The organism is Acinetobacter corruptisaponis (genome assembly GCF_030053775.1).
GTDB lineage: Bacteria > Pseudomonadota > Gammaproteobacteria > Pseudomonadales > Moraxellaceae > Acinetobacter > Acinetobacter corruptisaponis.
This window is the reverse complement of sequence record NZ_CP125669.1, coordinates 571799-586859: the sequence shown is the minus strand read 5'-3', so window position 1 is coordinate 586859 and position 15061 is coordinate 571799. Positions and strand designations below refer to the sequence as shown.

Here is a 15061-nt window from a genome sequence, read left to right as displayed (position 1 = left end):
GCATTTGCATTAAAGTAGCTGGATTATTTTTGTGGAGCTTTGGTGTCTAAGTTGGCATCTTTAATTTCAACATAGGCATTGGCACGAAGTTCACGTGTCCAGCTATCCACTTCGGTATCAAACTGACGTTCACCTAAAATCTGGCGAGCCATACGTTCCTGAACTTCCTTGGTCATGTCCTGCTGGCGAGTATCTGTAACCTGTAGGATATGCCAGCCAAACTGGGTCTGGAATGGTTTGCTGACTTGACCAACTGGTGTGTCTTTCATAACCTGTTCAAACTCTGGAACCATCATACCAGGGCTCACCCAACCGAGACTACCACCATCACGGGCAGAACCTGTATCATTTGAATAGGTTGCGGCCAATGTTGCAAAATCTTCTCCTGCTTTTACACGCTTGTAAAGACTGTCAATCATTTGCTTGGCACGGTCTAACGTTACAACTTCTGATGGTTGAATCAGAATGTGGCGGGTCTGGTATTGAGAAACCAAGGCTTTTTGATCATTCTGTTTGCGTTCAAGTAATTTAAGTACGTGGACACCATCACGAACATTGATCAGTTCAGTGGTTTGACCTACTTTTAATGGAGTGATACGCGCTGAAAGTTCGGTTGGAATATCAGACAGTGGGCGGAAACCCATATCTGCACCATCAACCTTAACGGTTGAAGTGGACAGTTTTGAGCTAATCGCTTTAGGATCATCGCTTGTAGCCAAGGCTTGTTTAACTTCTTGAGCTATTTTTTGGACTTCATCGGTATTTTCACCCGAAATACGCATATGAATGACGTGTGCCTGAATCCCTAAGGCAGCCTGACCTTCAGGTGAGTTTAGGAAATTCTCAACATCATGGTCGCTGATTTTAATACGCGACATCACCTGTTGTTGACGCAGGCGACCAATTGCCAAATCTTCAGCAATTCGGTTGCGTAGATTTTCATAAGTACCAGGCGCAATGGCATCCAGTTTCTGTTGGAAAGCCTCTAATGTGCTGGCACCTGATTGATTCGCAACTTTTAACACTGCTGCATTCAGGCTTTTCTCGTCTGGTTTAATGCCATAGCGTTTGACTTGCTCTAACTGGGCTTGACGAACGATCAATTGGTCAAGTACCTGCATTTGTAAATACTGTTGAGGTGGAACCGTTTTATTTTGTGCTTTTAACTGGTGTTCCGTTTCCGCAATTCCTTGCTCTAAGTCACTTTTAAGAATAACACTATCGTCCACAATTGCGACAACCTCATCCGTAGGTTGGGCAAAGCTTTGCATTGATGAAGAAACTAGGGCAGCGAGAACAGTGGCTCTAAAGATATGTTGAAAGTGTTGTATCTTCATTAACGTTGTGTCCAAGATTGATTAATTTTGTTGAAACCTAAAACTCTATTTTCCAGAAGAGAGGCAAGCTTGTTGTTTAAGGCACCTAGACCTTTCAGGGTAAACTCAGCCATAACCGCACGTTTTTTGCGAACATCTGGAGAGTTTGGATCATCCAGATCGTTATAGTAGGAACGACCATAGACTGAAACAGCCCAACAGCAAGACTCATAATTGATGCCAAGCAGGTACTCACGCATTAAGTTATTGTCCAGGTCATATTGAGCATGGCCCATAATACGCCAATTATCCTTTACAGGTTGTATAAAGGATGCAACAACCTGATCGTAATAATTCTGACGGTCAGGAATATTTTTACGGTAGAAATAGCCTAAGTTATATAGGTTGCCCTGATCGCCTGTATAGTAGGCTTGCACATCTCGCTGGACATTGTCACCATTCGACATCCATGCTGAATTGGCATTAATGGTGAAATTCTGGTTGAGCTGACTGGATACACTGACAATTGGACCTGTCTGACGCTGGGTATCAAACTCGTCAGGCTGTTGGTTTAGGCTGACACGTCGATCACTAAAATAATAGCTTTGACCAACACTGGCGCGGATACGCTCCAGACCTTCTGTATCCAATAGGCTATAGGTTACACCCAGTGACAAAAAGTTGTTGTCATCCAGACGGTCATGGCCATAGAAACGGTAGGGGTTAAAAAGCTGGTCGTAGTTGATCGAGGCTGTGGTTGAGTCAAAGTTTGGATAATCATCCTGCTTTTTATAAGGTGAGTAGGCATAAAAAGCACGTGGTGAAATACTTTGCAGGTATTTACCCTCTTTTTCGAAAGTGACACCTGTTGCCAACGTAAACTGCGGTACAACAACGGATTTTTCCAGATCATCAGATTTGGAAAGACCAAGGCTTTCTTTTGAGTCCTGATCATAGAATGTATTGATGCTGCGCACAGAAACTTCTGGGATCGCATAGAACCAAGATGGCGTGATGTAATTGTAGCGAACGGCAAACTGGTTGTAGATACGCGTACCGCTTGACTCTAATGCTGAATCATCATCAATCGACTTTTTGAAATATGCAGTGTCATTATTAAATTCATACTGTAATCCCTGTGGATCGCCTGTAACGTAATTTAATAAAAATTGTGGCAGTCGGGCATAAGGCTTGTCTGCATCTTTGATGGTTTTATCCAGTGTCTGGAAATCTTCGACTTTCAACTGAGCTTTAAGACCAGGAATACCATTTTGATAATTCAGTTCCCAGGCACGACGTAGATTCACATCGGTTTTGCTATTTGGATTATTTTCAAAGTCTGCGAAATAATCCTTATCTGATGCATAGTTATATTCTAAATTGGTCGACCATTGATTATTCATTTTCCAGTAATGGATGAAATGCAGGTCATCACGGTCTTTATTGTCATATTGATTGTCGTTTGGTAAATATCCGCCCCAGATTCGACCTGAACCAAAATTCTCGGTCATATAGCGGAATGCGCCATCCAGTTTGCCACCGCGTCTACTCATAAAGCTTGGAGTAAGCGTTAAGTCGTAGTTTGGTGCCAGGTTAAGATAAACAGGCACGCCAAGCTGTGCACCACCATCATTGGTATAACCGAAAGTAGGGGTTAAAATACCTGTAGTACGGCGGTCATCAATCGGGAAATTGAAATAGGGTATGGCAAGTACAGGGACATCTTTGACATAAAGCTTGGTGCCACGTGTTACACCACGACCTGTATCCTGATTCAGTTCAATTTGCTTTGCCTGAATTTTCCAGGCTGGTTTTTGTCCAGGTGGGCAGGCGGTATAGCTTGCATCTTTCAAGACAACCAGGTTTTCATTTTCGCGTTGGATTTGACTTGCATAACCATGCGCATGCTGCTGTTCAGAGATGTAGAAACTATTGTTTAAATCACCTGTCTGTGTTTTTAGGTTGTAGTCAATCTCATCACTTTGCGTGAGCAGACCTGATTGTGCAAGCTGTACTTGTCCTTGCGCTTTTGCATGGGTTTGGGTTGAATCAATGGTCACCTGATCTGCGCGAATACTGCGCCCTTCCTGATCAATGACAACATTGCCTTGCAGGAAAGAATCTCCCTCAGGGTTGTAATGACCATAGTCTGCGGTGATTACTGAAGTGGTGTTATTGGCATCGGATGGCTTGGTTTGTGGATTAATTGGGGTAATCCATGTGCCCTGACAAAAAGAAGAGCTTAAATAGCGATTGTCGCGTAACTGGGCTTCTGCTGCTGATTTGTCCACATAATATTGTTGGAAAAACTTTTCACCCTTATAGCTTTCTTGCTCTGGCTGAGCCTGATTTTGTTGGGCGAGGGCTTTAAGCTGTTTATTGTCAAGCGTAGAGACGGCATCAGCTGAAGCTGCGAAACCTGACTGAATCGAGCCGCCACACAAAAGTGTCAAAATAGCTGTTGCTAAAGGATTAAATTTAAACTGATGTTTCATTGTCTCATTAACCAGTACGCTAATTCACAATTAATTATTGTCGCATCATAGAGAAAAAGTTGATAAGTGGCTACACTTAAGCTTTCAAAATCTCAGCTAGTTTTAGATTTTATTGCAAATGAATACACAACGTGAACAATTGATACAAACTTGGCTTCAAGCCGTTCTTCAGTCCGATCAATTTGAGATCAGTTTTTTGGCAGGAGATGCAAGCTTTCGCCGTTATGCGCGAATCAAGTTACAAAACAAAACCTATATGCTCATGGATGCGCCACCTGAAAAAGAAGACTGTGTTCCATTTGTGAATATTGATGAGTTCTTTGATGGGCATGGGATTCGTGTTCCTCATATCATTGCCAAAAATTTGACACAGGGCTTGTTGCTGCTTGAGGATTTTGGTGATGTGGTGTTATCCACTTTGTTGAATGACCAGACAGTCGACCAGTACTATGCACAAAGCTTTAAACAGTTAATCGAGTTACAGCAGGTTGATGGAAAAGATCATTTACCTGCCTATTCCTATGACAAGCTGATGGCCGAAATGCATCTATTGACTGAATGGATGTTGCCATCCTTGAACATTCAGCCGACAGAGCAGCAGTTGGAAACAATCGAACAGGCATTCGACTTTCTTGCGATTGAAGCAACTCAGCAGCCACAAGTGATTGTACATCGTGATTTTCATAGCCGTAACCTCATGAAAATTGACAATGAGCAAGAGCTTGGCGTGATTGATTTTCAGGATGCAGTGATTGGTGCAGATACCTACGACCTGATCTCGATTACCCGTGATGCCTATGTGCAATGGAACGCTGACCGTGTCTATGGTTGGTTTAAAGTGTTCTATGACCTGTTGCCTCAAACTGCAAAAGAAAACCGTAATTTTGAACAGTTCAAGCGTGATGCTGATTTAATGGCGATTCAACGTCACCTTAAGATTTTGGGTATCTTCGTGCGATTGTTTGAGCGTGATGGTAAATCGGGTTATTTAAAAGATTTACCGCGTGTAATGTGGTATTTGCTTGAAGAAAGTCAGGGCTATGATGAATTGAATGACTTTATGCAGTTTATTCGTGATGTAGTGATGCCAAAATTTATTGCCAAATATGGCGATTATGAGGTTGCAGCATAATGAAAGCCATGATTCTTGCTGCGGGTCTGGGCAATCGTATGCGTCCATTGACTTTACATACCCCAAAACCTTTACTGGAAGTTGGTGGCAAACCATTGATTGTCTGGCACATTGAAAAGCTCCAGAAAGTTGGTGTGACTGAAATCGTCATCAATACTGCATGGCTAGGCGAAAAACTGGCGAATGCCCTGGGTGATGGTTCTCAATTCGGTGTCAAAATCCTATGGTCACATGAGGGTGAAGGTCTTGAAACCGCAGGTGGAATCATCAATGCCTTGCCATTGTTGGGTGATGAGCCATTTATTCTGGTGAATGGGGATGTCTGGACCACCATGGATTTTGCTTCATTATTAGATGTTCAGTTAGGTGAGCAGCAGGCACATTTGGTCTTGGTAGAAAATCCCCCACAACATTTAAAGGGTGATTTTATCCTTTCTAATGGACTGGCTTATACCTTTGAGCAGGAACAGTTGGGTGAGGCATTAACTTATAGCGGTATTGCCGTGCTTCATCCGCGGATGTTTGCCGGTCTGGAAAATGGTAAGCGACCTTTGGCACCCTTGTTAAAACAGGCAATGCAGCAACAGCAGGTTTCGGCTGAAAAGATGCAGGCAGTTTGGGTGGATGTGGGTACGCCTGAGCGCTTGCAGCAGTTGGATCAACACATCAAACAGGGTGTTTTTTCTTAAAAGGTAGTAAAGCACTGTCTTTATTTGATTTGTATGGAAAAAGACAAAAACCTATAGGATTGTGCAGTTTATCATGTTTGCCGCTGTTTAACTGCATAATCGTTCAACAAGTCCTACTGTGTCTTGTATCAGAAATCGGTATACTGCACAGCATATTTATCGAGATGTTACACCGCTATGCATCCTTTTTTTCAAGAATTAAAGCAAGGTAGCCAAGCTTTAGGTTTAAACCTGAGTGATGAGGCCTTAACACTCTTATTGAAATATCAAGATGCTTTGGTGCTATGGAATAAGGCCTATAATCTGACCGCCATTCGTGATCCTAAAGAAATGCTGGTGAAACATTTACTGGATAGCCTGAGTATCCTGAATGATTTGCCTCAGGGACGTTTGCTGGATGTGGGAACGGGTGGTGGTATGCCAGGCATGATCATTGCATTATGCCAACCAGAGCGTTCTTGCGTGCTTCTGGATTCCAATGGGAAAAAGATTCGCTTTTTAAAGCAGTTTATTGCCGATCTAAAGCTTAAAAATGTAATTGCAGTGCAAACACGTGTAGAAAATGAAGACAGCATTAATGAGCTTGGTCATTTCGATGTCATTACAAGTCGGGCCTTTGCTTCCCTGACTGACTTTGTCGATGCTGCACAGCCTTATATGCATGAGCAAAGTATTATTGCCGCAATGAAAGGCTTAATTCCAACCGACGAAGTTGAGCAAATCAAAGATCAATATTCATGCAGGGTGATTGAACTTCGTGTACCACGATTAGATGAACAACGTCATTTACTGTTACTTCAACGTATTCAATAAAAAATATTAAGGGTAGTCATGGCTCAAATTATTGCAATTGCAAACCAGAAAGGTGGTGTCGGGAAAACCACGACCGCAGTGAATCTTGCCGCATCTTTGGCAATTTTGAAGAAACGTGTCCTGCTGGTCGATATGGATTCACAGGGTAATGCCACTATGGGCTCAGGTGTTCAAAAGAATGATTTGCTTTATTCAGTGACCGATGTGCTGTTGGGCGAAGTGCCAATTGAAACAGCCATTCAAAAGGCTGAGGTGGGTTATAAGGTCTTGGGTGCAAACCGTGAGCTTGCAGGGGTGGAGCTTGCCATTGCGGAGCAGGATGGGCGTGAATTTATTCTGAAAAATGCCTTGCAGGAAGTCGCTTCCTCATTTGACTATATCATTGTGGATTGTGCCCCAAGTTTGAGCCTCATCACTGTGAATGCCTTGGCAGCGGTTGATGGTGTGATTATCCCAATGCAGTGTGAATATTATGCTTTGGAAGGTCTGGCTGACTTGACCCAGACCATTGACCGTATACAAAAAGCCCTCAATCCAAACTTGGAAATCATTGGGGTGTTGCGTACCATGTATGATGCCCGTAATGCCCTGACCCGTGATGTGTCGGCAGAGTTGGAGCAGTATTTTGGTAAAAAATTGTATGATACGGTGATTCCTCGAAATATTCGTTTGGCAGAAGCACCAGCACATGGTTTACCAGTGATCTATTTTGAGAAAAGTTCTAAAGGTGCGGTGGCCTATTTAAACCTTGCCGCAGAAATGTTGAAGAAAAGTAAAGTGAAAAAAGGAAGTGCTGTATGAGCATCAAAAAACGCGGATTGGCTAAAGGTCGTGGTTTAGATGCGCTATTGGGTTCAATTCAAAAAGAAAAACTGCAACTCGAAGCACAAGCCCTGGATCATGGTCAACTCAAGCAGATTGATGTCAACTTGTTAAAACGTGGTGAATACCAGCCACGCCGTTTTATTCAGGAACAGGATTTACAGGAACTCGCGTCATCCATCGAAAAACATGGGGTGATGCAGCCAATCGTGATTCGTCCTGTTGACGATGAACAGCACCCCTACGAAATTATTGCGGGAGAACGTCGCTGGCGCGCAGCGCAGTTAGCGGGTTTAACTGAAATTCCTGCCATTGTGCGCGAACTGAATGATCAGGTCGCGATTGCATTGGCACTGATTGAAAATATTCAGCGTCAGGATCTGAATCCGATTGATCAGGCATTGGCCTTACAACGTTTCCATGATGAGTTTGGTCTGAGCCATCAGGAAATTGCGGATACTGTGGGTAAAGCCCGTACCACAGTCAGTAATTTATTACGCTTACTCAGTCTGGCTGATCCAATTAAGGACCTGATGCAACAGGGGCAGATTGATATGGGACATGCCCGTGCCATTCTCACCCTGAAAGCCAAAGACCAGATTGATGTGGCGCAAATCGTGATTGAAAAAGCCCTGTCAGTGCGTCAGACTGAACAACTGGTACGTGAGTGGAATGAACCAAAAGCTGAAAAGGAAAAGGCTCAGGTTTCTCCAGATATTGAGCAGTTGACCCAGAAACTCTCAGAACGTTTTGGAGCGAATGTAAAAATTGACCATAACCAACAGGGTAAAGGAAAAATGGTCATTCACTATCACTCATTGGATGAGCTGGATGGCATTCTAAATATCTGTTTACCGAACTAAAATTTAGAATACCTCCTGTTATATTTTAAATATTATTGGGGAATAATATGTGGGAACTTGTCAAGGCAGGTGGCTGGTTAATGCTGCCGCTGATTCTCTCATCAATTTTTACGGTTGCAATTTCAATTGAGCGTTATATTCGGTTAAAACGGTCACAGGTATTACCACAGGCCTTGCTGGTCAATGGTTCAGATGCTGAATCTGTCATTTCACATTTGGAGCAGGATGCTGCCGCAAAAAGCCCTTTGGGACGTATTCTCAAGGCGGGATATGAACATCGCGAGCAGGGCGAGCAGTTTGCGCGTGCGCAGATGGAGGCAACCGCTTCACGGGAAATCAGCCATCTGGAAAAAAATATCAATTTTCTGGGTACCTTAAGTGCCATTGCGCCATTGCTGGGTTTGCTTGGAACGGTCATTGGGATCATTGAATCATTCTTGGTGATTGATATTGGTGCGTCGGGCAATGCCAGCATGATGATGCCAGGGATTTCCAAAGCTCTGATTACCACCGCAGTGGGGATGTTGATTGCGATTCCTGCCATGATCGCCTACCGTTATTTTCAGCGTGTCGTGCATGAATATATCGCTGAGCTGGAGCAACAATCGACACTGTTTCATGCGGCACTTTTCTATAAAAAAGTCCCGCATGTACAAGAACATCGCCGTGCAAGTTAGGCTCAACAAAGCGTAGGTGATTATCATGAAGTTTAAACGCTCTCAAGTTGAAGATATTCATATCAACCTGACACCCATGATTGACTGTATGTTGTTCATTTTGGTGTTCTTGCTATTGTCCACAACATTCAGCCAGCAAAGCCGTATCAATCTGACCTTGCCAGACGCGCAGGGTGTGCCACCAAAACAGTTCGATCAGAAAATTGAAATCATGGTAGACTCGACTGGACATTATTCTGTGAATGGTCAGGCATTATCAACCAAGGATATTGCTGATTTAAGTACCGCAATCAAGCAGGCTGCACAGGATCGGCGTGATCTCATGTTTATTATTGCGGCTGATGCCAAGGCAACCCATCAGGACGTGATTCGTGTGATGGATGTGGCAGGTCAGCTTGGCTTTGTCAATGTCAATATCAGCACTAAAGTTCCGACTAGAGGTTTTACTGAGTGAATCAGGATTTTAAGGTTTATTTGCGCCTCATCTCATATTTAAAATCTTATTGGGGCATTGCCTTATTTATATTGATCGGTTTTGCGATTAATGCCACAACAGAAGTCTCTGTCGCAAAGCTGATGAAATATATTATTGATGCCATTCAAAATGGTGATCGAGAGAATCTGAACTGGTTTCCTGTTTTAATTGTGCTATTGATGTTTTTTCGTGGCGTTGGATTATTTTTAGGTGGATATTTTACCGCCGTTATTTCACGCCAGCTAGTCTTTGGTATTCGTCAGGAAGTTTACGCCAAATTATTAAGGCTCCCTGCACAATATTATCTTGATCATAGCTCTGGCCATATTACTGCCAAGTTAATGTATAACGTTGAACAGCTTTCAGCCGCGTCATCAGAGTCTTTACAAACCCTGATCAAAGACGGCTTGATTGTTATTGGATTGTTGAGCTATTTACTGTATACCAATTGGCGTTTAACACTATGTTTTATCGTCTTTATGCCAGTGATTGGCATCCTGGTGCGTATTGCCTCGAAAAAAATGCGTAAGCTGTCGATTCAGGTACAAAATACCATGGGTGATGTCAACCATGTGGTACAGGAAACCATCAATGGCAATAGTGTTGTTAAAAGCTTTACAGGTGAAGCATTTGAACAACAGCGTTTTTATAAATCATCAGAAGAAAACCTTCGCCGTGGCTTAAAAATGGTGGTGGTGCAAAATATTAACAGCCCGATTATCCAGTTGATTTTATCTTGTGCGATGGCGGTGATTTTATGGATTGCACTACGTCCACAAGTTTTGGGTGACACTTCCGCAGGTGAGTTTGTTGCCTATATTGCGGCGGCAGGTTTAATCTCAAAACCTGTGAAGAACCTGACGGATATTAATGAAAAATTACAGCGTGGTTTGGCAGCAGCACACTCTGTATTTGAACTGCTGGATTTGCCTGAAGAACAGAATAAGGGGCAACTCACACCTGTGCTTAAAGGTAATATCCAGTTTGAACATGCAGATTTACGTTATGAAGACGGTACACATGCGATTAAAGATTTTTCTTTAAAGATACATTCTGGACAGACAGTTGCATTGGTGGGACGTTCAGGTGCGGGTAAAACCTCATTGGTGAATATGCTGCCACGCTTTCAGGAGTTAAGCGGTGGGCAACTGAATTTTGATGGTGTGCCTGTTCAGGACATTGAATTGTCTTGCCTGAGATCACAGATTGCAATGGTCAATCAACAGGTGATTCTGTTTAACCGTTCAGTCCGTGACAATATCGCCTATGGTCAATTGCAGGATGCAAGTGACGAGCAGGTGATTGCGGCGGCAAAAGCGGCTTATGCGCATGACTTTATCATGAACTTGCCACAGGGCTATGACACGGTTTTGGGTGCACAGGGCTTGAGTCTTTCTGGTGGTCAACGTCAGCGTATTGCCATTGCAAGAGCGATTTTAAAAGACTCTCCAATCCTGATTCTGGATGAGGCCACCAGTGCGCTGGATAATGAATCTGAGTATTTTATTCAACAGGCCTTTGATGAGGCGATGCAAGGTCGTACTACCATTGTGATTGCGCATCGTTTATCGACCATTGAAAATGCTGATGTGATTGTGGTGATGGACAAAGGGCAGATTATAGAACAAGGCACACATACCGAATTGCTGGCAAAACATGGCATGTACTACCAATTGCATCAACGCAATTTTGAGGAAAACTAAATATGTTTCTGGGCATGTCTTTGGCGCAAACCATTCAGGATGCCTGGAATAAACAGGCAACATGGTTAGTGTTGTTGCGTCCATTGTCATGGTTATACCGTTTTGGTTTTTGCCTGAATCAGGGCTTGTATAAAACTGGAATTAAAAAAGTATATACCGCACCTGTGCCTGTGATGGTGATTGGTAATATCACGGTTGGAGGAAGTGGCAAAACCCCTTTATTGATTCAACTGGTCAAGTATCTCCAGCAACACAATATTCGTGTTGGGGTGATCAGTCGTGGCTATGGTGGTAAAGGAAATTTTCCAGCTCTGGTGACTGCAATGTCTGAACCTGATCAGGTGGGTGATGAACCCTGTCTGATTGTACAGGCGACCCATGCTCCGATGGCGGTTGGCCCAAACCGTCAGGCAGCGATTGAGCTGTTATTGAAATCTACCGCAATTGACCTGATTATTAGTGATGATGGTTTGCAGCATTGGGCTTTGGCACGTCAGCTTGAATGGATTGTGCTGGATCAAAACCGTGGTTTGGGCAATGAAAAGTTATTACCTGAAGGTTATCTGCGTGAACCTAAATCGCGATTAAAACAGGGTACCGTGATTGAGCATAGCAAAACTGCACAAGCTCAGCGAAATATGCATTTAGAGATCGGGCAACCCTATCTTCTCAATCCCAATTCAAGCACAAACACTTTTGATGCCAAGCAGTATTTTAATGCTGTGGTGGGCATCGGTTTTCCGCAGCGTTTTTATCAAACACTGAATAAGCTGGGTGTTAACCAATATCAGGCACATGAGTTTCCAGATCATCATGATTATGAAATTGCTGATTTAACATTTGATAATCATGATTTAATTATCACTACTGAAAAAGATGCGGTTAAGTTTAAGACATTATTAAAGCAACATCCTGAATTTAATATTCCTATTTGGGTGGTGCCTGTTGAGGCAGTTTTATCATCAGATTGTTATGACTTGCTGCGACAACAGTTACAGCAAGTCGGGATTCAATTTTCTTAGAGGGCAACTATGAAACACATCGTTATTCCTGCGCGTTTTGCCAGTTCTCGTTTACCAGGCAAGCCTTTATTGCTTATTCATGGTCGCCCAATGATTTTGCGTGTAGTTGATCAAGCCAAAAAAGTACAGGGCTTTGATGATTTGTGTGTCGCAACGGATGACGAACGTATTGCCGAAGTGTGTCGAGCTGAGGGGGTTGATGTGGTGTTGACCCGTGCTGATCATCCATCGGGTACAGATCGTTTAAGTGAGGTTGCCCGTCTAAAAGGCTGGTCTGCCGATGATATTATTGTCAATGTTCAGGGTGATGAGCCTTTGCTTCCAGCACAGTTGGTACAGCAGGTAACACAACTTCTGGTTGAGCAACCACAATGCTCAATGTCTACTTTATGTGAGCCTATTCATCAGTTAGATGAGTTTCAACGTGACAGCATTGTCAAGGCGGTGATGAGCAATCGCAATGAAGCATTGTATTTTAGTCGTGCCACCATTCCGTATGATCGTGATGGGGCAAAACAGTCACAGCCTATCTTGCATGATCAGGCATTTCGTCATTTAGGTCTATATGCCTATCGTGTGAAACTGTTACAGGAATATGTTACATGGCAACAGGGAAATCTGGAAAAACTGGAAAGCCTAGAGCAATTGCGTGTATTGGAAAACGGCCACCGTATTGCCATTGCTGTTGCAGAAGCGAATTTACCTCCTGGGGTAGATACACAAACGGATTTAGACCGTTTAAATGCGATGCCTGTTAGTTTATTTGAATAGTCTTGAGTGATATGCAACAAACCATGATTTATCCCTGGCATGAGCAAACATGGTCTTTGCTCACCACGCGCTTTCCTGAGCTTGGTCATGGTTTGCTGTTTTATGGTAAACAAGGCTGTGCCAAGCAGGAGTTTGCCGAACGGTTTGTTGCATGGGTACTTTGTCTGAATAAACAGGCTGAGGCGGCATGTGGTGAGTGTTCAAGCTGTCAATGGCTGAAATCTGACACCCATCCCAATTATGTGCATATCACCACAGACGAAGACAATAAAAAGCAAAATGCAAAAATAAAGATTGAAAAAATCCGTGACTTATTGCCTTTCGTGCAGCAGACAGGCGAAGGCTGGCGTGTGGTGATGATTGAGCCAGCAGAAGCACTCAATATTGCCTCTTCCAATGCATTGCTCAAGACTTTGGAGGAACCAGGTGAGCGTGTAGTGCTGATTTTAGTTGCTGATCATTACTTAAAATTACCCGCAACCATCCGCAGTCGGCTACAGCATTTCGCCTTGGATCGTCTAACCCCTCAAGAATCACAGACTTTTGTGCAACAGCAAATTCCAGATTTAACATCTGAGCAAACTTCACTGTTGTTGAATCTTGGCAATGATATGCCGCTAAAGGCAATCGAGATTCAACAGAGTCAGTGGCTAGAGAAACGGGCTACATTTTTAAACGATTGGCTGAAGCTGGTATCTGAAAAGAACATGCCTTTGCACTATGCAAACAAGTGGTCTAAAGAGTTAAGTTTTTCAGAATTTCTGATGATGTTTGAATATCTTTTAGCTGATGTCATTGCTTTAAAATTAAATCAGTCAATCAAGAATGACGATCTGAATTTTCAAGAAATTATTCAATGCTATGACTTGGAATGCCTGTTTTCAATTTATTCAGATCTACAGCAGAAGAAATTGATGGTGGAGCAGAATGTTCAGACGCAATTGGTGCTTGATGAACTGTTTATACAATTAATGAATGCTTAAGTTTTGTTGCTATTGTCATATCTTGTACCGTCAAAAAATCTTGTATCAAAATGACGTTTATCACAGGCATTTGTGAAAAGCTAAGGCATAGGCTTAATTAAATGACTTTAAGGTGTTTCTGTAACATTTGTATCTAAATTGTTTTGTAGTCTTTCATCTGTATAAAAAAAATATAAAATGTGAGGTACTTCACAATAATATTAAAAAATAAGGAATATAGTGATGAAAATAAAATCTATAGCACTCGGGTTATCACTGGTCATCATGCCAACTCTTGCAATGGCAGAGCCAAAGTTTGTATCAGATATTAATGGTTCTTCTTTTGTAATCAATGCCTCTAATGCTGGTTCGCAGGCTTATGAGTGTATATACACTTATTCATTTAATCACCCTCAAAATTCTATACCAAATCAGGTGAGTGGAAAATTTTATATTGAAGCTGGAGTAAACAATATTGCAGTTATTTCTCGCAATACTGATCAAATGATTAGCAAATTAAACTTTGATTATAAATGTACGGAAAAATAAAAATCTTATCTCAACAGCAAGCCGCCTTTATGGCGGTTTTTTTACGTTTTGAAAGTCACAGTGAAAGATTAATCAATGAGTGTTAAAATTTCACATTTATAACATAATATGTTATTTTTTCACATACAGATAATTATCTAGTTCGACAGAGGAACTTCGAAATGTATGTAAAAACAAGCATGGTTTGCTTAGGAATTGTATTGTTAACTGGTTGTCAGGTTGTGGACTCTGCTATGTCTGCAACAGATGGCATATTGAATAAAACAGGGGATATTCTTAATGGGGACTTTCGTGGCCTTGCTCCTGCAAAGAAAGCAACATTGTCTGAAATCTGGAAAGACTAGCAACAGAATGAAATCACTGCAAAACGCAAGTGGGATTCTCAACGTTTAGAGGTGCCAGGAATTGTGACCCGTATTACCAAAACGGGTGATGTGGTGTTTCAAAACCAGATTGCCGTGATCTTTAAAGATCCTGTCAATAGTCAATGTAAAGGCCAGGGACTGACGCGAGATGACCTTAAGGTCAATACCGATAAAATCAGTAGCCTGAAAGTGGGTGATCGGATTACAGTGACAGGCGTATTGGGAACTACGGAATCAAAATGGTCTGAACAGGGTGAATGTTGGTTCTCATTTGATAAAGTGGAGATTGTCAAAAATCCTAAGTGATAGATTTTTATAAAAATTTATAATTTAAAAAAGTAGGCAGGACTATTAAAGTCCTGTTTTATTTATTGGAGTATTTGCTCATATTATTTATGTAGATAAAA

14 protein-coding genes and 1 pseudogene are annotated in these 15061 nt (G+C 42.3%); 13 read left to right on the top strand and 2 right to left on the bottom strand.

All coding sequences use genetic code 11. From position 1 onward, the window contains the following. Window positions 1-23: 23 nt before the first annotated feature. Both QLH32_RS02915 and QLH32_RS02910 read right to left on the bottom strand, forming a co-directional pair. A complete protein-coding gene (locus QLH32_RS02915) occupies window positions 24-1337 on the bottom strand; it encodes a peptidylprolyl isomerase (RefSeq protein WP_283267998.1) in 1314 nt (437 codons plus the stop codon). Continuing rightward, a complete protein-coding gene (locus QLH32_RS02910; RefSeq protein WP_283267996.1) occupies window positions 1337-3811 on the bottom strand; it encodes an LPS-assembly protein LptD in 2475 nt (824 codons plus the stop codon). The genes QLH32_RS02915 and QLH32_RS02910 overlap by 1 nt, the downstream gene beginning before the upstream one ends. A 118-nt stretch (window positions 3812-3929) precedes the next feature. On the opposite strand from QLH32_RS02910, the gene QLH32_RS02905 reads away from it, so the two are divergent. The 13 genes and pseudogenes from QLH32_RS02905 to QLH32_RS02845 all read left to right on the top strand — a co-directional run bounded on the left by QLH32_RS02905 (window position 3930) and on the right by QLH32_RS02845 (window position 14960). Further along, entirely contained in the window at window positions 3930-4943 is a 1014-nt protein-coding gene (locus tag QLH32_RS02905; RefSeq protein WP_283267995.1) for an aminoglycoside phosphotransferase family protein, read from the top strand. Then, complete coding sequence (gene murU / locus QLH32_RS02900) at window positions 4943-5632, top strand: N-acetylmuramate alpha-1-phosphate uridylyltransferase MurU (protein WP_279960444.1); 690 nt, start codon at window positions 4943-4945, stop codon at window positions 5630-5632. Before QLH32_RS02905 ends, murU begins: the two co-directional genes overlap by 1 nt. Window positions 5633-5809: 177 nt before the next feature. Continuing rightward, the gene (gene rsmG, locus QLH32_RS02895) at window positions 5810-6445 is read left to right on the top strand and encodes a 16S rRNA (guanine(527)-N(7))-methyltransferase RsmG (protein ID WP_267979648.1); all 636 of its coding nucleotides are present in this window, start codon (window positions 5810-5812) and stop codon (window positions 6443-6445) included. 18 nt (window positions 6446-6463) lie between these two features. After that, window positions 6464-7246 carry a ParA family protein gene (locus tag QLH32_RS02890; RefSeq protein ID WP_267979647.1) on the top strand — a complete coding sequence of 261 codons (783 nt, stop codon included), beginning with the start codon at window positions 6464-6466 and terminating at the stop codon, window positions 7244-7246. Continuing rightward, entirely contained in the window at window positions 7243-8130 is an 888-nt protein-coding gene (locus QLH32_RS02885; protein ID WP_279960445.1) for a ParB/RepB/Spo0J family partition protein, read from the top strand. Before QLH32_RS02890 ends, QLH32_RS02885 begins: the two co-directional genes overlap by 4 nt. Before the next feature lie 47 nt (window positions 8131-8177). Next, window positions 8178-8807 (top strand): MotA/TolQ/ExbB proton channel family protein, encoded by a 630-nt coding sequence (locus QLH32_RS02880; RefSeq protein ID WP_283267994.1) that lies wholly within the window; start codon window positions 8178-8180, stop codon window positions 8805-8807. Window positions 8808-8832: 25 nt separating this feature from the next. Then, complete coding sequence (locus tag QLH32_RS02875) at window positions 8833-9261, top strand: ExbD/TolR family protein (RefSeq protein ID WP_004679501.1); 429 nt, start codon at window positions 8833-8835, stop codon at window positions 9259-9261. Further along, on the top strand, window positions 9258-10985 hold the full coding sequence (msbA, locus tag QLH32_RS02870) for a lipid A export permease/ATP-binding protein MsbA (protein WP_279960447.1): 1728 nt from the start codon (window positions 9258-9260) through the stop codon (window positions 10983-10985). Before QLH32_RS02875 ends, msbA begins: the two co-directional genes overlap by 4 nt. A 14-nt stretch (window positions 10986-10999) precedes the next feature. Next, complete coding sequence (gene lpxK / locus QLH32_RS02865) at window positions 11000-12007, top strand: tetraacyldisaccharide 4'-kinase (protein WP_283269280.1); 1008 nt, start codon at window positions 11000-11002, stop codon at window positions 12005-12007. A 9-nt stretch (window positions 12008-12016) separates the two neighbouring features. Next, window positions 12017-12778: a 3-deoxy-manno-octulosonate cytidylyltransferase gene (gene kdsB / locus QLH32_RS02860; RefSeq protein WP_283267993.1), complete on the top strand. Its 762-nt coding sequence runs from the start codon at window positions 12017-12019 to the stop codon at window positions 12776-12778. Window positions 12779-12789: 11 nt separating this feature from the next. After that, a complete protein-coding gene (locus tag QLH32_RS02855) occupies window positions 12790-13761 on the top strand; it encodes a DNA polymerase III subunit delta' (protein ID WP_283269279.1) in 972 nt (323 codons plus the stop codon). A 222-nt stretch (window positions 13762-13983) separates the two neighbouring features. Beyond that, entirely contained in the window at window positions 13984-14289 is a 306-nt protein-coding gene (locus QLH32_RS02850; RefSeq protein ID WP_267979642.1) for a hypothetical protein, read from the top strand. A gap of 161 nt (window positions 14290-14450) precedes the next feature. Continuing rightward, a pseudogene (locus QLH32_RS02845) lies at window positions 14451-14960 on the top strand (hypothetical protein). Window positions 14961-15061: the final 101 nt, after the last annotated feature.

Bases quoted from the DNA above. Each gene is read 5' to 3' on its own strand.
- QLH32_RS02915 (WP_283267998.1), bottom strand. From the start codon at position 1,337: ATGAAGATACAACACTTTCAACATATCTTTAGAGCCACTGTTCTCGCT.
- QLH32_RS02910 (WP_283267996.1), bottom strand. From the start codon at position 3,811: ATGAAACATCAGTTTAAATTTAATCCTTTAGCAACAGCTATTTTGACA.
- QLH32_RS02905 (WP_283267995.1), top strand. From the start codon at position 3,930: ATGAATACACAACGTGAACAATTGATACAAACTTGGCTTCAAGCCGTT.
- murU (WP_279960444.1), top strand. From the start codon at position 4,943: ATGAAAGCCATGATTCTTGCTGCGGGTCTGGGCAATCGTATGCGTCCA.
- rsmG (WP_267979648.1), top strand. From the start codon at position 5,810: ATGCATCCTTTTTTTCAAGAATTAAAGCAAGGTAGCCAAGCTTTAGGT.
- QLH32_RS02890 (WP_267979647.1), top strand. From the start codon at position 6,464: ATGGCTCAAATTATTGCAATTGCAAACCAGAAAGGTGGTGTCGGGAAA.
- QLH32_RS02885 (WP_279960445.1), top strand. From the start codon at position 7,243: ATGAGCATCAAAAAACGCGGATTGGCTAAAGGTCGTGGTTTAGATGCG.
- QLH32_RS02880 (WP_283267994.1), top strand. From the start codon at position 8,178: ATGTGGGAACTTGTCAAGGCAGGTGGCTGGTTAATGCTGCCGCTGATT.
- QLH32_RS02875 (WP_004679501.1), top strand. From the start codon at position 8,833: ATGAAGTTTAAACGCTCTCAAGTTGAAGATATTCATATCAACCTGACA.
- lpxK (WP_283269280.1), top strand. From the start codon at position 11,000: ATGTCTTTGGCGCAAACCATTCAGGATGCCTGGAATAAACAGGCAACA.
- kdsB (WP_283267993.1), top strand. From the start codon at position 12,017: ATGAAACACATCGTTATTCCTGCGCGTTTTGCCAGTTCTCGTTTACCA.
- QLH32_RS02855 (WP_283269279.1), top strand. From the start codon at position 12,790: ATGCAACAAACCATGATTTATCCCTGGCATGAGCAAACATGGTCTTTG.
- QLH32_RS02850 (WP_267979642.1), top strand. From the start codon at position 13,984: ATGAAAATAAAATCTATAGCACTCGGGTTATCACTGGTCATCATGCCA.